The 17,009-nt window shown below is 69.2% G+C and carries 16 protein-coding genes and 1 tRNA gene; 11 read left to right on the forward strand and 6 right to left on the reverse strand.

Annotation, left to right across the window (positions count from 1 at the left end; all coding sequences use genetic code 11):
- Positions 1-345: 345 nt before the first annotated feature.
- Positions 346-419, reverse strand: a tRNA-Gly gene (locus AB0903_RS01640).
- Positions 420-638: 219 nt separating this feature from the next.
- Here AB0903_RS01640 and AB0903_RS01645 point away from each other — a divergent pair.
- The 4 genes from AB0903_RS01645 (at position 639) to AB0903_RS01660 (ending at position 2,858) form a co-directional block, all read left to right on the forward strand.
- A complete protein-coding gene (locus AB0903_RS01645) occupies positions 639-821 on the forward strand; it encodes a hypothetical protein (protein ID WP_366697838.1) in 183 nt (60 codons plus the stop codon).
- Positions 822-938: 117 nt separating this feature from the next.
- Positions 939-1,514 (forward strand): dCTP deaminase, encoded by a 576-nt coding sequence (gene dcd / locus AB0903_RS01650; RefSeq protein WP_366697840.1) that lies wholly within the window; start codon positions 939-941, stop codon positions 1,512-1,514.
- Positions 1,515-1,530: 16 nt separating this feature from the next.
- Positions 1,531-2,040 (forward strand): phosphoribosyltransferase, encoded by a 510-nt coding sequence (locus AB0903_RS01655; RefSeq protein ID WP_366697842.1) that lies wholly within the window; start codon positions 1,531-1,533, stop codon positions 2,038-2,040.
- 614 nt (positions 2,041-2,654) lie between these two features.
- Positions 2,655-2,858 (forward strand): hypothetical protein, encoded by a 204-nt coding sequence (locus tag AB0903_RS01660; protein ID WP_366697844.1) that lies wholly within the window; start codon positions 2,655-2,657, stop codon positions 2,856-2,858.
- 209 nt (positions 2,859-3,067) lie between these two features.
- Here AB0903_RS01660 and AB0903_RS01665 read toward each other — a convergent pair whose 3' ends face one another.
- The 3 genes from AB0903_RS01665 to AB0903_RS01675 form a co-directional block, all read right to left on the reverse strand.
- The gene (locus AB0903_RS01665; RefSeq protein WP_366697846.1) at positions 3,068-3,967 is read right to left on the reverse strand and encodes a YIP1 family protein; all 900 of its coding nucleotides are present in this window, start codon (positions 3,965-3,967) and stop codon (positions 3,068-3,070) included.
- A 352-nt stretch (positions 3,968-4,319) separates the two neighbouring features.
- Positions 4,320-6,590 carry a (Fe-S)-binding protein gene (locus AB0903_RS01670; RefSeq protein WP_366697848.1) on the reverse strand — a complete coding sequence of 757 codons (2,271 nt, stop codon included), beginning with the start codon at positions 6,588-6,590 and terminating at the stop codon, positions 4,320-4,322.
- Positions 6,591-6,717: 127 nt separating this feature from the next.
- Complete coding sequence (locus AB0903_RS01675) at positions 6,718-7,269, reverse strand: sugar transferase (RefSeq protein WP_366697903.1); 552 nt, start codon at positions 7,267-7,269, stop codon at positions 6,718-6,720.
- A 271-nt stretch (positions 7,270-7,540) separates the two neighbouring features.
- Here AB0903_RS01675 and dnaK point away from each other — a divergent pair, with 271 nt between their 5' ends.
- From dnaK to AB0903_RS01695, 4 genes are all read left to right on the forward strand, one after another.
- On the forward strand, positions 7,541-9,388 hold the full coding sequence (dnaK, locus tag AB0903_RS01680; RefSeq protein ID WP_366697850.1) for a molecular chaperone DnaK: 1,848 nt from the start codon (positions 7,541-7,543) through the stop codon (positions 9,386-9,388).
- Positions 9,385-10,041 carry a nucleotide exchange factor GrpE gene (gene grpE / locus AB0903_RS01685; protein ID WP_366697852.1) on the forward strand — a complete coding sequence of 219 codons (657 nt, stop codon included), beginning with the start codon at positions 9,385-9,387 and terminating at the stop codon, positions 10,039-10,041. Before dnaK ends, grpE begins: the two co-directional genes overlap by 4 nt.
- A gap of 190 nt (positions 10,042-10,231) precedes the next feature.
- Positions 10,232-11,416 (forward strand): molecular chaperone DnaJ, encoded by a 1,185-nt coding sequence (dnaJ, locus tag AB0903_RS01690; protein WP_366697854.1) that lies wholly within the window; start codon positions 10,232-10,234, stop codon positions 11,414-11,416.
- A gap of 1 nt (position 11,417) precedes the next feature.
- Entirely contained in the window at positions 11,418-11,867 is a 450-nt protein-coding gene (locus AB0903_RS01695) for a helix-turn-helix domain-containing protein (protein ID WP_366697856.1), read from the forward strand.
- 83 nt (positions 11,868-11,950) lie between these two features.
- On the opposite strand, the gene AB0903_RS01700 is transcribed toward AB0903_RS01695, so the two are convergent.
- Positions 11,951-12,943 (reverse strand): helix-turn-helix transcriptional regulator, encoded by a 993-nt coding sequence (locus AB0903_RS01700; RefSeq protein ID WP_366697858.1) that lies wholly within the window; start codon positions 12,941-12,943, stop codon positions 11,951-11,953.
- A 185-nt stretch (positions 12,944-13,128) separates the two neighbouring features.
- On the opposite strand from AB0903_RS01700, the gene AB0903_RS01705 reads away from it, so the two are divergent.
- Entirely contained in the window at positions 13,129-13,335 is a 207-nt protein-coding gene (locus tag AB0903_RS01705) for a hypothetical protein (protein ID WP_366697860.1), read from the forward strand.
- Entirely contained in the window at positions 13,332-13,649 is a 318-nt protein-coding gene (locus AB0903_RS01710) for a (2Fe-2S)-binding protein (RefSeq protein ID WP_366697862.1), read from the forward strand. The genes AB0903_RS01705 and AB0903_RS01710 overlap by 4 nt, the downstream gene beginning before the upstream one ends.
- Before the next feature lie 119 nt (positions 13,650-13,768).
- Here AB0903_RS01710 and AB0903_RS01715 read toward each other — a convergent pair whose 3' ends face one another.
- Complete coding sequence (locus AB0903_RS01715; RefSeq protein ID WP_366697864.1) at positions 13,769-14,173, reverse strand: TIGR03618 family F420-dependent PPOX class oxidoreductase; 405 nt, start codon at positions 14,171-14,173, stop codon at positions 13,769-13,771.
- Positions 14,174-14,322: 149 nt separating this feature from the next.
- Between AB0903_RS01715 and clpB the strand changes: the two genes are divergently transcribed.
- Entirely contained in the window at positions 14,323-16,923 is a 2,601-nt protein-coding gene (gene clpB, locus AB0903_RS01720) for an ATP-dependent chaperone ClpB (RefSeq protein WP_366697866.1), read from the forward strand.
- The last annotated feature ends 86 nt before the right edge of the window (positions 16,924-17,009 follow it).

Consider the following 17,009-nt stretch of genomic DNA (forward strand, 5'->3'; position numbering starts at 1 on the left):
GCTCGCTCAGCCCTCACCGCCCAGCCGGCCGTTCAACGTCTTTTCCCGGGAGGGCGCCTGCATTGCCGTCGCGCTCCGGACACCCACGCCCGCCTCCTCGACTCGTTCGATTCCCCCGCATTTGCGTCCCTCTCCCCGGAACCCGGCTCCGGCAGAGCACTCCGACCACGACCGGCAGAAGGAAGTTGCCGGCGGGCTGGACCGGGTGGTGCCGACGGCTCGCGAGAAGGCCCGGGAGGAGAGGGAGACGGGGCCGCACCACCTACGCACCACCTGCCCCGGGGCACCTGAAGGGGTCTGAACGACAACAAAGAAGCCCCGGGCCGCCGGCCTGGGGCTTTCTGCTGGAGCGGGTGACGGGAATCGAACCCGCGCTCTGAGCTTGGGAAGCTCATGTTCTACCATTAAACTACACCCGCGCGGCGGACCGGTGATCGGTGCCGCATCGTCGCACACTCTACCCCATCGGTCGCCCCACGGTGTATTACGCCGCGGGGCGTTCGTGGTTTCCGGACGCGGACGCGACTGCGGCTGGCGGGAGTTGGGGCGTACGGTGGCGGGGCGGAGTGCCGCGTGTGGTGGTGTCCGAGGTATCCCCTAATGTGACCTTCGTCCGCATTCGCTGGGGAAGGGGCCCGATGGACTTGATGGAGCGCACCGTCGTCCGCTGTGCCGAGGGGCACGTGTTCAGTACCGCTTCGTTTCCGATGCAGCAGCTGGGGACCGACCGGATCGGGCCCGGGCGGCTCATCCGGTGTCCGCGGTGCGCGCGGCTGAGGAGCGCCGTACCCGTGGCTCAGGGCCGGCAGGGCAAGCAGTAGGGCCAGGGCGCCGAGAGGTGCAGGGCAGGCGACGGCAGAGAAGCAGTAAGGCTTGAGTGAGCGCGCGGGCAGGTGTCCGATTGGGGACGGCCCGCGCGCTCTGCGTATCCTCGGGGCGTGCTTCTCTCAGACAAGGACATCCGGGCCGAGATCGCCGCCGGGCGCGTGCGCATCGACCCGTACGACGAATCCATGGTGCAGCCCTCGAGCATCGACGTGCGGCTGGACCGCTACTTCCGGGTGTTCGAGAATCACCGCTATCCGCACATCGACCCTGCCGTCGAGCAGGGCGATCTCACCCGGCTCGTCGAGCCCGAGGGTGACGAGGCGTTCATCCTCCACCCCGGCGAGTTCGTGCTCGCGTCGACCTACGAGGTCATCTCCCTGCCGGACGACCTCGCGTCGCGGCTGGAAGGGAAGTCCAGCCTCGGGCGGCTCGGTCTGGTGACGCACTCGACGGCCGGCTTCATCGATCCGGGCTTCTCCGGGCACGTCACCCTCGAGCTGTCGAATCTCGCCACGCTGCCGATCAAGCTCTGGCCGGGCATGAAGATCGGGCAGCTGTGCATGTTCCGGCTCAGTTCGCCCGCGGAGGAGCCGTACGGCAGTGAGCGCTACGGCTCCCGCTACCAGGGGCAGCGCGGGCCGACGGCCTCCCGGTCGTATCTCAATTTCCATCGGACCCAGGTGTGAGGACCGGAGCAGCGGCATGAGTGACGTACGCGAGAACCTGACCTACGAGCAGTTCGGCGGCGCGATCCGCGAGCTGGCGCAGACGATCGCCGACGACGGATACGAGCCCGACGTGGTGCTGTCCATCGCGCGCGGCGGCGTGTTCGTGGCCGGCGGACTGGCGTACGCGCTGGACTGCAAGAACATCCACCTGGTCAACGTGGAGTTCTACACGGGCGTCGGAACGACGCTGGAGATGCCGGTCATGCTTGCGCCCGTACCCAACGCCATCGACTTCTCCAACAAGAAGGTCCTCATCGCGGACGACGTCGCCGACACGGGCAAGACGCTCAAGCTCGTTCACGACTTCTGCCTGGACCATGTGGCGGAGGTGCGGTCCGCCGTGATCTACGAGAAGTCGCACTCGCTCGTGAAATGCGAGTACGTCTGGAAGCGCACCGACGAGTGGGTCAACTTCCCCTGGAGCGTCTTGCCTCCGGTGCGCAAATCGGGTGAGCCCATCACGCCGTCGAAGGAAGCACTCTAGACCCGGGGTCTGCAGGTCCGGCACCTCGCGCCCTGCTGGTGCCCATGCCAATGCCAGGGCCCCGCGACCCTGAAGGATGGCGGGATGCCGACCCGGCGGCAGGTGTCGAGGTCGGGGGATTCCTCCGCCGGCACCGGTGTCGGTGACCGGTAGGGGTGGCTGTCCGGCCCGTGGCAACGCCCACTGTCAGTGGGACGGGCACGGCAGCTTGGCCATCCTCCGTCCTTCCTCACTCGCAGAGCTCCGCGTAGTTCGTGCGGACGGCCACACCGACGCCGGCGGACAGCAGAGTGAGCACGTGAGCACGATCTCCGTTCGGCAAGGGAGTCGCCTCACCTCCCGGGGCAGCCCGGCGGCGTCGAACTCATGCCCCGCGAGGGCAGCGGCGGGGTGGGCCCGCTGCACCACGTGACCCGCGAGGCGGTCTTCGGCTCATGAGAGCCCTTCCTGACGAAGTGTGAACTCGTAAGAGGCGCACCGGAATGCGAGTGTGCCGGCCATGCGCACGCCTCGCGCGCGGGAGCGAGCGATGCGTGCCGGGATGCCGGAGCTGCGTGGCGCCTGCATGCACCGGGAGACCTGACTGCACGTCATTACTCACCTCCCCTGCCGTGTTGGGCCGGTGCCGGGATGTCCCGCGGGGTGCTGATCGCCGCCGGCGGTGCGACCCCGAGGAATGCGACCCCGGCAAGGGAGAGTTCCGCAACCAACGGATCCTGGTCGGTCTGGACGGCAGGAAGACCATCCCGCTCTCCGGCTTCCGGAAGGCGAAACTGCGGTACGACGGCCGCTGGACCCCGGTGCTCACCCAGCGCTGACCCTGCCGCAACAGCGACCAGCGGGCGCTCGGGTGGAGGCGTGACACAGAGGAGCCTCGGCCGCAACCGGAGGTTCTACGCCTGGCCGCAGGACGCAGCCGGGACAGATGCGGTACGCGTAGCCCCCGCGGACCGGCCATCGGCGGGGCCTGCGCGTACGTGTCTTCGCGTACGTCTCGTCGCGTACGTGCCCTCGGGACGTACGCGGCTCAGATCGTGCCGAGCTTGATGATCGACAGCAGTGCGATCAGCTGGATCGCCGAAGCGCCCAGTGCCTTCGGCCACGGCAGGTCGTGCGACTTGCTCACCATCGACGTGAACAGCGCGCCCGCTGCCAGCCACGTCACCCAACCGAGCACCTGGACAAGGGAGTTCTCGCCGCCGAGGAACATGGCGAAGACCAGCCGGGGCGCGTCCGTGACGGACATGATCAGCATGGAGAGGCCCACAGTGGGCTGCCAGGCGCCGTTGCCGCCGAGCTGGCGCGCCATGGTGTGGGTGACGGCACCGAGCACCAGGCCGCTGATGACGAACGCGGCGCCCGTGATCAGCACGTACGGGATCGCGTTCGAGAGCGTCGCGTTGATGACCTCGTCACGAGGCTCGTCGAATCCGAAGATCGCGAGCATGCCGTAGAGCAGGGTCACGACCAGCGCCGGGACCCAGACCGCGTGGTCGCGCATCTGGTGGAACGTCGGGCCTGGCCGCAGGAGGATGCCGCTCAGGAGTTGCTTCCAGCGCAGGCGCGGGCCCGCGGGGGCGGCGCCCGCCTGGTAGGTCGAGCCGTCGCCGTACGGGTCGTCGTGCACGCTGAACATCTGCGTGTGGCCGGGGTTGTTGGCCGCGTGCGGGTCCTGAGCCGCCCCGTACCGGGGGTGCGGGTCGCCGAAGTACTCCGGCTCGTCGTACCTGCCACCGCCCTGGGGCCCGTCGGCCGCCCGAGGCCACTGCTGCTGATGCGTGTACGGCGGCGCAGGGGCCTGCCCACCGCCCGTGTACGGCGGCGCAGGGGCCTGCCCACCGCCCGTGTAGGGCGGCGGCGCCTGCTGCGCCTGCTGTCGTTGCGGGGTGCGGTTGTCCCGGCCGCGTCCGATCCTGAATCCAGCCACGTTGTCGAACGTACCCGGTCCGGCGGGATCGGGTGGCGGCGGACCGGGTACGGGAGGGGGTTTGCGGCCGACCTGTGACATCCCCTAAGGGGACCCTGGGGGGCCTGCCCCCGCCCTCACCGGCGCCTGCCCCCGGCCTCCCGGCCCCTGCCCTCCCCGGCGCCTGCCCCCGCCCTCCCGAGGACGCTCTGCCGGCCGGGAGCCCACTGGGGCACGCGATCGCCACGCGGGCAGGTGCCCGACGCACGAGCGGCCGGTCCTGCCCCCGAGGCAGATCCGGCCGCTCAGTGTTCTCCCGTGGAGAGGTCCCCTTCGTGGGCTCTCCGGCGGAGGTGTTCTCAGGTGGAGACGGTCATTTCACCGGCTCCGGTTCCGGCGCCCCCTCGGGCTCCGTCTCCGCCGAGGGGTCCGACGGCGGGGTCTTGACCGAGTCGAGCAGCAGCTGCGCGACGTCGACGACCTGGAGGGACTCCGGCGCCTTGCCGTCGTTCTTCTTCCCGTTGACCGAGTCGGTGAGCATGACCAGGCAGAACGGGCAGGCCGTGGAGACGATGTCCGGGTTGAGGGACAGGGCCTCGTCGACGCGCTCGGTGTTGATGCGCTTGCCGATCCGCTCCTCCATCCACATCCGCGCGCCGCCGGCGCCGCAGCAGAAGCCGCGCTCCTTGTGGCGGTGCATCTCCTGCTGGCGCAGGCCCGGGACGGCCGACATGATCTCGCGCGGGGGCGTGTAGACCTTGTTGTGGCGGCCCAGGTAGCACGGGTCGTGGTAGGTGATCAGACCGTCGACCGGCGTGACGGGGACCAGCTTGCCCTCGTCGATCAGGTGCTGCAGCAGCTGCGTGTGGTGGATGACCTCGAACTCGCCGCCCAGCTGCGGGTATTCGTTCGCGATCGTGTTGAAGCAGTGCGGACAGGTGGCGACGATCTTCTTGGCCGACTTCGGCTTCCTCGTCGACTCGTCCTCGTCATCCTCGCCGAACGCCATGTTCAGCATGGCCACGTTCTCCTGGCCGAGCTGCTGGAACAGCGGCTCGTTGCCCAGGCGCCGCGGCGAGTCACCGGTGCACTTCTCGTCGCCGCCCATGATCGCGAACTTCACGCCCGCGATGTGCAGCAGCTCGGCGAACGCCTTCGTCGTCTTCTTCGCACGGTCCTCGAGGGCGCCGGCGCAGCCGACCCAGTACAGGTAGTCGACCTCGCTGAGGTCCTCGACGTCCTTGCCGACCACGGGGACGTCGAAGTCGACCTCCTTGGTCCACTCGACGCGCTGCTTCTTGGCGAGCCCCCAGGGGTTGCCCTTCTTCTCCAGGTTCTTGAGCATCGTGCCCGCCTCGGACGGGAACGAGGACTCGATCATCACCTGGTAGCGGCGCATGTCGACGATGTGGTCGATGTGCTCGATGTCGACCGGGCACTGCTCGACGCAGGCGCCGCAGGTGGTGCAGGACCACAGGACGTCCGGGTCGATGACGCCGTTCTCCTCGAGCGTCCCGATGAGAGGGCGCTCGGCCTCCGCCAGGGCGGACGCGGGCACACCGGCGAGCTGCTCCTCGGTGGCCTTCTCGTTGCCCTCCATGTCCTTGCCGCCGCCTGCCAGCAGGTACGGGGCCTTGGCGTGCGCGTGGTCGCGCAGCGACATGATCAGGAGCTTCGGGGACAGCGGCTTGCCGGTGTTCCAGGCGGGGCACTGAGACTGGCAGCGCCCGCACTCGGTACAGGTGGAGAAGTCCAGCAGGCCCTTCCAGGAGAACTGCTCGACCTGGGAGACGCCGAACACGTCGTCCTCGCCCGGGTCCTCCCAGTCGATCTCCTTGCCGCCGGACGTCATCGGCTTCAGTTCACCGAGGGCGCTCTCGCCGGTCGCGTTGCGCTTGAACCAGATGTTCGGGAACGCGAGGAAGCGGTGCCAGGCCACACCCATGTTGGTGTTGAGCGAGACCGTGATCATCCAGATCATGGTGGTGCTCAGCTTGATCATCGCGAACAGGTAGACCAGGTTCTGCAGCGTGCCGAGGCTCAGGCCCTCGACGGCCAGGACCAGCGGGTACGAGGCGAAGTACGCGGCCTCGTAGCCGTCGACGTGGTGGATGGCGCCCTCGAGGCCGCGCAGCACGTAGATGGCCAGGCCGATGGTGAGGATGACGTACTCGACGAAGTACGCCTGTCCCATCTTCGAGCCTGCGAACCGGGACTTGCGGCCGGGGCGCGAGGGGAGGTTCAGCAGCCGGATGACGATCAGCGCGGCGATGCCGAGGACCGTCATCGCGCCGATGAACTCGATGTACATCTCGTACGGCACGAAGCCGCCGAGCAACGGCAGCGTCCAGTCGGCCTGGAACAGCTGGCCGTACGCGGTGACGATCGTCGGCGGCAGCGTCAGGAAGCCGACCGCGACGAACCAGTGCGCGAAGCCGACGATGCCCCATCGGTTCATCCGCGTGTGGCCGAGGAACTCCCGGACCAGGGTCACGCTGCGCTGGTACGGGTTGTCCGTCCGGGTGCCGGCGGGCACCGGCTGCCCCAGCTTGAAGTGGCGGACGAACTGGCCGATGGCGCGGGCGAGCAGCGCAACGCCGACCACGCTCAGGGTCAGCGACACAATGATCGCGGCGAGTTGCATGGAAGGCTCCTCGGGCCTGCGAGGGTGGGAGGACTAGGTACTACTAAGCGGTAACTTATTCAGCCCGAGCTGAGACTACCCACTTATTCCGCCGCACTGTAGCCACGCATGCGGTGATCTGTGTCGCTCAGGCAACCCTGACCGGAGCCGCCGGGGCGGCGTGGACGACGCTGCGTCCGGCGATCGCCACGGGCACCGTGCGGGCCAGGATCGCCAGGTCGAGTCCCAGCCAGTGTTGCTCCACATAATGCAGGTCGAGCACGGTCATTTCCTCCCAGGGCAGCTCCGAGCGTCCGCCGACCTGCCAGAGACCGGTCATTCCGGGCCGCACCGCGAGGCGGGCGCGCTCCGGTCCGAGGCCGGCCGGGAGGGCGTCCGGGGGCAGCGGATGCGGTCCGACCAGGGACATCTCGCCGCGTACGACGTTGAGCAGCTGGGGCAGGTGGTCCAGGAAGTGGCGTCGCAGTGCCCGGCCCACCGGGGTGACGGCTCCCGGGTGCCCGGTGCGGAACGTGAGCATCGTGAAGGTGCGGCCGCCGAGGCCCACCCGTTCACGGCGAAGCAGTACGGGGCCCGGTGATGTCACCGCCACGGCCGCCGCGGCGGTCAGCAGGAGTGGTGCGAGCACCAGCAGGAGGAGTGCGGCGCCCGTCAGGTCGACGACTCTCTTCGGCGTCATGGGTGTTGCCGCCATAGGGCGCACCCTCCTCGTCCGGTCTCATTCAGGACCATCCGTGCTCATCCTGAATGACAGTTCTTGACCACTTTTTTCGGATATGACTCTCCCAGAGGCGCGCGTTCCAGACGTGCTGCGCCACGCGCACGGGCGAGAACTGCACGTAAGCGCGGGATAAAAGTTGAGTGGCCCTGACTCAGGTCTGTTGACTCCGGGGAACGGGTGATGCATCCTTGAGCCAGTTCCACTCAAGTCAGTCGTTGGAGGAATCGAAATGGCACGTGCGGTCGGCATCGACCTGGGCACGACTAACTCCGTCGTCAGCGTTCTGGAGGGCGGCGAGCCCACCGTCATCACCAACGCCGAGGGTGCCAGGACCACGCCGTCCGTCGTCGCCTTCGCGAAGAACGGTGAAGTGCTGGTCGGCGAGGTGGCCAAGCGCCAGGCGGTCACAAACGTCGATCGGACCATCCGGTCCGTCAAGCGCCACATGGGCACGGACTGGAAGATCGAGCTCGACGGGAAGAACTTCAACCCGCAGCAGATGAGCGCGTTCATCCTGCAGAAGCTCAAGCGCGACGCGGAGTCCTACCTCGGCGAGAAGGTCACCGACGCGGTGATCACCGTCCCGGCGTACTTCAACGACTCGGAGCGCCAGGCCACCAAGGAGGCCGGTGAGATCGCCGGTCTGAACGTGCTGCGCATCGTCAACGAGCCCACCGCGGCCGCCCTGGCCTACGGCCTCGACAAGGACGACCAGACGATCCTCGTCTTCGACCTCGGTGGCGGCACCTTCGACGTCTCGCTGCTGGAGATCGGCGACGGCGTCGTGGAGGTGAAGGCCACCAACGGTGACAACCACCTCGGTGGTGACGACTGGGACCAGCGCGTCGTCGACTACCTGGTCAAGCAGTTCCAGTCCGGGCACGGCGTCGACCTGTCCAAGGACAAGATGGCGCTCCAGCGTCTGCGCGAGGCCGCGGAGAAGGCGAAGATCGAGCTGTCCTCGTCCACCGAGACGTCGATCAACCTGCCCTACATCACGGCCTCCGCCGAGGGCCCGCTGCACCTGGACGAGAAGCTCACCCGCGCCCAGTTCCAGCAGCTGACGTCCGACCTGCTCGAGCGCTGCAAGACCCCGTTCCACAACGTCATCAAGGACGCCGGCATCCAGCTGTCCGAGATCGACCACGTGGTCCTGGTCGGCGGCTCGACCCGGATGCCCGCCGTTGCCGAGCTCGTGCGTGAGCTCACCGGCGGCAAGGACGCCAACAAGGGTGTGAACCCGGACGAGGTCGTCGCGATCGGCGCCTCGCTCCAGGCCGGTGTCCTCAAGGGCGAGGTCAAGGACGTCCTGCTCCTCGACGTGACCCCGCTGTCCCTGGGCATCGAGACCAAGGGCGGCATCATGACCAAGCTCATCGAGCGCAACACCACGATCCCGACCAAGCGGTCCGAGATCTTCACGACGGCCGAGGACAACCAGCCGTCGGTGCAGATCCAGGTCTACCAGGGCGAGCGCGAGATCGCTGTGTACAACAAGAAGCTCGGGATGTTCGAGCTGACCGGTCTGCCGCCGGCGCCCCGCGGCGTCCCGCAGATCGAGGTCTCCTTCGACATCGACGCCAACGGCATCATGCACGTGACCGCGAAGGACCTGGGCACGGGCAAGGAGCAGAAGATGACCGTCACCGGCGGCTCCTCGCTGCCGAAGGACGAGGTCGACCGCATGCGCCAGGAGGCGGAGCAGTACGCGGACGAGGACCACCGCCGCCGCGAGGCCGCCGAGTCCCGCAACCAGGGCGAGCAGCTGGTCTACCAGACCGAGAAGTTCCTCACGGACAACGAGGACAAGGTCCCCGCCGAGGTCAAGACCGAGGTCGAGACCGCCCTCGGCGAGCTGAAGGAGAAGCTCAAGGGCGACGACACGGCCGAGATCCGCACCGCCACGGAGAAGGTGGCCGCGGTCAGCCAGAAGCTCGGCCAGGCGATGTACGCCAACGCCGCGCCCGAGGGTGCCGCCCCCGGTGCCGAGGGCCAGGCCGGACCCGCCGGGGACGACGACGTCGTCGACGCCGAGATCGTCGACGAGGACAAGCCGAAGAAGGACGGTGCCGCGTGACGGAGGAGACCCCGGGTTTCGAGGAGAAGCCTGACGTCCCCTCCGGCGCCACCCCTGACGACGCCGCCGAGACCGCCGAGGCATCCTCCGAGCAGGAGAGCCCGGCGGCCCCGGAAGGGGACGCAGCACAGACCGTCGGCCTGACGGCCCAGCTGGACCAGGTCCGTACCGCTCTGAACGAGCGGACGGCCGACCTCCAGCGGCTCCAGGCCGAGTACCAGAACTACCGCCGGCGCGTGGAGCGCGACAGGATCACGGTCAAGGAGATCGCCACCGCGGCGCTGCTGACCGAGCTGCTGCCCGTGCTCGACGACATCGGCCGCGCCCGGGAACACGGGGAGCTGGTGGGCGGGTTCAAGTCGGTGGCCGAGTCTCTCGAGACGGCCGCCGCGAAGATGGGCCTGCAGCAGTTCGGCAAGGAGGGTGAGCCCTTCGACCCGACGATCCACGAAGCTCTGATGCACTCGTACGCGCCGGACGTCACAGAGACGACATGCGTCGCGATCCTGCAGCCCGGATACCGCATCGGCGAGCGCACGATCCGCCCGGCGCGGGTCGCGGTCGCCGAGCCCCAGCCGGGTGCGGCACCGGCGGCGCAGAAGGAAGAGAAGCCGGCCGACGAGGAGAGCGGTGGGCCCGAGGAGGGTGCGTGACCTGGCTCCGCGTGGATGAGGGAGCGGCGTCCGGCGCGTGCGGATGCACAGCGGAGGAGGGAGACATGGCGAGGCCATGGCGACCGACGACAACGCAGCAGACGCGCGTGCCGGGGATCGCGAGCCCACGCGGAGCCGGGGCACGCACCCTGCGGGCTGACGCGGGAAACGTCCGGAAGGAGGGACGTCGATGAGTACGAAGGACTTCGTCGAGAAGGACTACTACAAGGTTCTCGGCGTCCCCAAGGACGCCACAGAGGCCGAGATCAAGAAGGCGTACCGGAAACTCGCCCGCGAGTTCCACCCGGACGCCAACAAGGGCGACGCCAGGGCGGAGGAGCGCTTCAAGGAGATCTCCGAGGCCAACGACATCCTCGGTGACGCGAAGCGGCGCAAGGAGTACGACGACGCCCGCGCCCTGTTCGGCAACGGCGGCTTCCGGGCGCCGGGCGCCGGCGGGCCGGGCGGCACCTTCAACTTCGACCTGGGTGACCTCTTCGGGGGGCCCCAGGGCGGGGGCCAGGGTGGCGCCGGCGGCTTCGGAGGCGGCCTCGGGGACGTGTTCGGCGGCCTGTTCAACCGGGGCGCCGGCCCGGGCACGCGGACGCAGCCGCGCCGCGGCCAGGACATCGAGTCCGAGGTGACGCTCAGCTTCACCGAGGCGGTCGACGGGGCGACGGTCCCGCTGCGGATGTCCAGCTCCGCCGCCTGCAAGGCGTGCTCCGGCACCGGCGACAAGAACGGCACGCCCAGGGTGTGCCCGACCTGTGTCGGCACCGGCCAGGTCTCGCGCGGCGGCAGCGGCTCCTTCTCGCTGACCGACCCGTGCGTGGACTGCAAGGGCCGGGGGCTGATCGCCGAGACCCCCTGCGACGTCTGCAAGGGCAGCGGCCGGGCCCGCAGCTCCCGCACCATGCAGGTGCGCATCCCGGCGGGCGTGTCCGACGGGCAGCGCATCCGGCTGCGCGGCAAGGGCGCGCCGGGCGAGCGCGGCGGCCCGGCGGGCGATCTGTACGTGGTCGTGCATGTCGACGCCCACCCGGTGTTCGGCCGCAAGGACGACAACCTCACCGTGACCGTGCCCGTCACCTACGCGGAGGCGACGCTCGGCGGCGAGATCAAGGTGCCCACGCTGGGTGGCCCGCCGGTGACGCTGAAGCTGCCGGCCGGGACGCCCAACGGACGCACCATGCGCGCCCGCGGCAAGGGCGCGGTCCGCAAGGACGGCACCCGCGGCGACCTGCTGGTGACCGTCGAGGTCGCCGTACCGCGGGAGCTCAGCGACAAGGCGAAGGAAGCGCTGGTGGCCTACCGCGAAGCCACCGCTGACGAGGATCCGCGAGCGGAGCTGTTCCAGGCCGCGAAGGGAGCTTGATATGGACCGGTCGGGGCGCAGCCGCAACCCTTACGAACTGACCGACGAGTCGCCGGTGTACGTCATCTCGGTCGCCGCACAGCTGTCGGGGCTGCATCCGCAGACCCTGCGCCAGTACGACCGGCTGGGTCTCGTCTCCCCCGACCGCACGGCCGGCCGGGGCCGGCGCTACTCGGCCCGGGACATCGAGCTGCTGCGCACCGTCCAGCAGCTGTCGCAGGACGAGGGCATCAACCTGGCCGGCATCAAGCGCATCATCGAACTGGAGAACCAGGTCGCGGCTCTCCAGCAGCGGGTCGGCGAGCTGTCGGCGGCGCTGGAGGGCGCGGCCGCGGCGATGCAGCAGCGTGAGGCCCAGGTGCACGCCTCGTACCGGCGCGACCTCGTGCCGTACCAGGACGTGCAGCAGGCGAGCGCGCTCGTGGTGTGGCGGCCCAAGCGCGGCGACTGACGGGCGGGCCGGTGCGGCGGCGGGCCGGGAGAGCAGCAGCGCTCCCGGCCCGCCGCCGTTCGCCGATCAGGGCGTCACGCCCGTCAGGGTGTACCGGTGTCGTCGCCGAGGATCCCGGACTGGGCGATCAGGTAACCGAGTTGAGCGCGGCTCCCGCTGCCCAGCGTGGCGTTCAGCTTCGCGATGTGGGCACGGCAGGTGCGTACGTTCATGCCCAGGCGGCGGGCGATGGAGTCGTCGACGTGGCCCTCGACGAGAAGCTTGGCGATGGAGCGCTGGACGCTGGTGATGCCGTCCAGCTCGGGAGCGTACGACAGTTGCTCCTCCCAGGGGGTGGCATGGAGCCAGAACTGCTCGAAAACGCCCACGAGATAGGTGACCAGCCCTTCGTGGCGCAGTTCCAGAGCGACCTGGCGGTCGCTGCGGGCCGGTACGAAGGCCACCTTGCGGTCGACGATGATCAGGCGGTCGATGATCTCCTCGAGGGTGCGTACCTCGACGCCGTAGGGGCTGACGCGTTCGACGTACGCGAGCGTGGACGGGTGGTGGCGGGCCGTGTGCTGGTACAGCGTGCGCATCTTCACGCCGTTCTTGAGCAGTGGTTCCGCGCGGCGCAGACCGTGCTCCAGGGTGTCCGGACGGCGTCCGCTGCCGGGCTGGACCGTGAGTAGTTCCTCCGAGCATTCGGCCGTGACACGGTCGAGAGCTGCGTTGATGATGCCCAGTCCCTCGAGCACGGTGATCGCGTGCCTGGTCGACAGGTCCTGCGCCGTCATGGTCATGAACGGCTCGAATGTGCCGGCGATCGACATCGCGAGCTGCCGGCGTTCTTGGATCTCCCGCTCGATGGGGTATATCAGCTGGTTGAGTGCAAGCGACGGGGGAACGGGGCGGAGCCACTGGGCGTCGTCGGGGTCGGGACGCAGCAGGGAGAGATCGAGCAGACAGGGTGCGTCCGCGGCCTCCGCCCGGGAGACCTGGCCGCTGCGCAGAGCCGTTGCGTAGAGGTTCTTCCCTGCTTCGCACAGTTCGGCACCACTGTGCTTATGCCCGACATTGTCCTGGTTCGACGACATTTGACACCCCCTCAGGGTCCTGAATTACAGGAACATGATGCCTGTGGTCGCTGGTGGAAGTATTCGGGGTGAGACATCGTCTTAGACGCGGGGGGAGGGTATTGAACAGAATGGGGTGGAGATCCTCCATGAACAGGACGGTTCGCATACTTTGCGCACTTGCTGCCGGCGCGGCCGCGTTCAGCGTGGCTGTGATCAGCGGTGAGCCGACTTGGGAGTCCGGGCCGGCGCACGCGGTGATCAGCGGTGAGCCGACATGGGAGTCCGAGCCGGCCCACGCGGTCGTCGCGGGTGAGCCCACGTGGGAGTCCGGGCCGGATGGCGCGGTGATCGCGGGCAAGGACGAACTGACGTGGGAGACCGCTCCCGTGGACGTGGATCCGGGCGCATGACCATCCCTCCGGATGATCGTGTCTTCCGGCGCGAGATGGCGACGGCCTATCGATCCGGGTGGCATTTCATCGACCTCGTCACGGCGATCCCCCATCGTGGCGACTCGTTGATGGTCACCCTGTTCGGTGAGCCGATCGTCGTCGCCCGCGAGGAGGACGAGGATGTCCGTGCCTACCGCTGTCTCCGCCGACCGAGAGGGGCTCCGCAGCCCGTCCGCTGTGCCATCCGGTACGGCATGATTTTTGTCAACCTCGACCAGCGTGACCACCAGCTGGCCGAGTCCGACACCACCGCCACCCCCCGCAGTGCCTGAGCGATTCCCCCGTCGTTTCAAATCGCTCAGGTGCTTCCCCCACACAGCGGCGCCATCGTGGACCTGAAACACGATGGCGCCGTTGTGCTGCCCGGAACACTTCGCCGGGCCCCGGGCGGCTATGCCCGGCCCATCGCGCGCGTCAGCGTGATCTCGACGACCACCCGGTCCGGATTGGGTGCCGGTGTGCGCCCGTACCGCTCCGCGTAGCGGTCGACCGCGTCCGCCACGGCCTCCGTCTCCGTACGGATCACCGCGACGCCCTCGAGCGTCGCCCAGCGGCCCTTGTCCACCTGGCAGACCGCCACCCGTGCCCCTTCCGGGCCCGCGGCCAGGATGTTGGCGACCTTGCGGCTGTTCTTGTTCGTGATCACCCGGGCCCTGCCGCCCGCCGGATCGTAGGTGGCCCCCACGGCCACCACGTGCGGAGTGCCGTCCGGGCGCAGGGTCGTCAGGGTGCACATATGGCGGTCGCGCCAGAAGCTGAGGTAGGAGGCGTCGGGGTTGCGTGGGTCGATGGCCATGGGGCGGAACCTATCTGGGCGGCCGCCGGCCCTGTCCCGCAGCACCCTGAGTGGAATAGACTCAACTTTGTGCACGTTGACTGAGTCAGTATGAGCGGACCAGTACACAGAGCACGAAGAAGTGCATCAGCGAGGAGGAGAGACCGCACGTGGACGCCGAGCTGACCAACAAGAGCCGGGACGCGCTCAACGCCGCCACCAGCCGGGCCGTGTCCGACGGGCACCCGGATCTGACCCCGGCGCACCTGCTCCTGGCCTTGCTGGAGGGGCAGGGACGGCAAGCCGCCGCGAACATCACCGACCTGCTGGCCGCCGTCGAGGCGGACCAGGCTGCCGTGCGGTCGGGGGCCGAGCGCGTCCTCGCGTCGCTGCCCAGCGTCACCGGCTCCACGGTCGCCCCGCCGCAGCCCAACCGTGAGCTGCTCGCCGTCATCTCGGACGCCGCGCAGCGCGCCAGGGAACTCGGCGACGACTACATCTCCACCGAGCACCTGCTCATCGGGATCGCGGCCAAGGGCGGCGCGGCCGGCCAGGTGCTGGACCAGCAGGGCGCCGGCGCGAAGAAGCTGCTGGACGCGTTCGAGAAAGTCAGGGGAGGACGCCGGGTGACCACACCCGACCCGGAGGGTCAGTACAAGGCGCTGGAGAAGTTCGGCACGGACCTCACCGCCGCCGCCCGCGAGGGCAGGCTCGACCCGGTCATCGGCCGGGACCAGGAGATCCGCCGCGTCGTGCAGGTGCTGTCGCGGCGTACCAAGAACAACCCGGTGCTCATCGGTGAGCCCGGCGTCGGCAAGACGGCCGTCGTCGAGGGTCTCGCCCAGCGCATCGTCAAGGGAGACGTCCCCGAGTCGCTGCGCGACAAGCGGCTGGTCTCGCTCGACCTCGGCGCGATGGTCGCCGGCGCCAAGTACCGCGGCGAGTTCGAGGAGCGGCTGAAGACCGTGCTGTCCGAGATCAAGGACAGCGACGGCCGGATCGTCACCTTCATCGACGAACTGCACACCGTCGTCGGTGCCGGCGCCGGCGGCGACTCCGCCATGGACGCGGGCAACATGCTCAAGCCGATGCTGGCCCGCGGCGAGCTGCGGATGGTCGGTGCCACGACGCTCGACGAGTACCGCGAGCGGATCGAGAAGGACCCGGCCCTCGAGCGCCGCTTCCAGCAGGTGATGGTGGCGGAGCCGACCGTCGAGGACACGATCGCGATCCTGCGCGGCCTCAAGGGACGCTACGAGGCCCACCACAAGGTGCAGATCAACGACAGCGCGCTCGTCGCCGCCGCCACCCTCTCCGACCGCTACATCACCTCCCGCTTCCTGCCGGACAAGGCCATCGACCTCGTCGACGAGTCCGCGTCCCGGCTGCGCATGGAGATCGACTCCTCGCCCGTCGAGATCGACGAGCTGCAGCGCGCCGTCGACCGGCTGCGGATGGAGGAGCTGGCGCTCAGGAACGAGTCGGACGCCGCCTCCAAGGAGCGGCTGGAGAAGCTGCGCCGCGACCTCGCCGACAAGGAGGAGGAGCTGCGCGGCCTCACCGCCCGCTGGGAGAAGGAGAAGCAGGGCCTCAACCGCCTCGGCGAGCTGAAGGAACGCCTCGACGACCTGCGCGGCCAGGCCGAACGGGCCCAGCGCGACGGCGACTTCGACACCGCCTCCAAGCTGCTGTACGGGGAGATCCCCGGCCTGGAGCGGGAGCTGGAGGAGGCCGCGCAGGCCGAGGCCGAGCAGGAGGCGTCCAAGGACACCATGGTCAAGGAGGAGGTCGGCCCCGACGACATCGCCGACGTGGTCGGCTCCTGGACCGGCATCCCGGCCGGGCGCCTCCTCGAGGGAGAGACGCAGAAACTGCTGCGCATGGAGCAGGAACTGGGCCGCCGCCTGATCGGGCAGACCGAGGCCGTGCGGGCCGTCTCCGACGCCGTACGCAGGACCCGGGCCGGGATCGCCGACCCGGACCGGCCCACCGGCTCGTTCCTCTTCCTCGGCCCCACCGGCGTCGGCAAGACCGAGCTGGCGAAGGCGCTGGCGGACTTCCTCTTCGACGACGAGCGGGCGATGGTCCGCATCGACATGTCGGAGTACGGCGAGAAGCACAGCGTCGCCCGCCTCGTCGGCGCGCCTCCCGGCTACGTCGGCTACGAGGAGGGCGGCCAGCTCACCGAGGCCGTGCGGCGCCGTCCGTACAGCGTGGTGCTGCTGGACGAGGTGGAGAAGGCCCACCCCGAGGTCTTCGACATCCTGCTCCAGGTCCTGGACGACGGGCGGCTGACCGACGGCCAGGGCCGGACGGTCGACTTCCGCAACACCATCCTGATCCTGACGTCCAACCTCGGGTCGCAGTACCTGATGGAGCCCACGACCGGTGAGGAGCAGAAGAAGCAGCAGGTCCTCGAGGTCGTACGGGCCTCCTTCAAGCCGGAGTTCCTGAACCGGCTCGACGACCTGGTGGTCTTCTCCGCCCTGTCCAAGGACGAGCTGGCGCACATCGCGGAGCTGCAGATCGGCCGGCTGGCCCGGCGCCTGGCGGACCGCCGGCTGACGCTCGACGTCACACCGGAGGCGCTCGCCTGGCTCGCGGACGAGGGAAACGACCCGGCGTACGGCGCGCGTCCGCTGCGCCGCCTGATCCAGACGGCGATCGGCGACCGCCTGGCCAAGGAGATCCTGGCGGGCGAGGTCAAGGACGGCGACACCGTACGGGTGGACCGTTCCGGAGACGGTCTGAGCGTCGGCGTGGCGCGGTAGTCGACAGGCCCGGGGCCGGGGGCGGCCCGCGCGAGATCGTCTGCGACCACGTCGTGGCACTGACCGGCTACACCGGCGACGCCTCC

The organism is Streptomyces sp. NPDC048389, assembly GCF_040706335.1.
Classification (GTDB): Bacteria; Actinomycetota; Actinomycetes; order Streptomycetales; family Streptomycetaceae; genus Streptomyces.

Coding starts and splice junctions, on each gene's coding strand:
- dnaJ (WP_366697854.1), top strand. CDS start 10,232: ATGAGTACGAAGGACTTCGTCGAGAAGGACTACTACAAGGTTCTCGGC.
- AB0903_RS01675 (WP_366697903.1), bottom strand. CDS start 7,269: ATGACGCCGAAGAGAGTCGTCGACCTGACGGGCGCCGCACTCCTCCTG.
- AB0903_RS01710 (WP_366697862.1), top strand. CDS start 13,332: ATGACCATCCCTCCGGATGATCGTGTCTTCCGGCGCGAGATGGCGACG.
- AB0903_RS01715 (WP_366697864.1), bottom strand. CDS start 14,173: ATGGCCATCGACCCACGCAACCCCGACGCCTCCTACCTCAGCTTCTGG.
- AB0903_RS01645 (WP_366697838.1), top strand. CDS start 639: ATGGACTTGATGGAGCGCACCGTCGTCCGCTGTGCCGAGGGGCACGTG.
- AB0903_RS01700 (WP_366697858.1), bottom strand. CDS start 12,943: ATGTCGTCGAACCAGGACAATGTCGGGCATAAGCACAGTGGTGCCGAA.
- AB0903_RS01670 (WP_366697848.1), bottom strand. CDS start 6,590: ATGCAACTCGCCGCGATCATTGTGTCGCTGACCCTGAGCGTGGTCGGC.
- AB0903_RS01655 (WP_366697842.1), top strand. CDS start 1,531: ATGAGTGACGTACGCGAGAACCTGACCTACGAGCAGTTCGGCGGCGCG.
- AB0903_RS01695 (WP_366697856.1), top strand. CDS start 11,418: ATGGACCGGTCGGGGCGCAGCCGCAACCCTTACGAACTGACCGACGAG.
- dnaK (WP_366697850.1), top strand. CDS start 7,541: ATGGCACGTGCGGTCGGCATCGACCTGGGCACGACTAACTCCGTCGTC.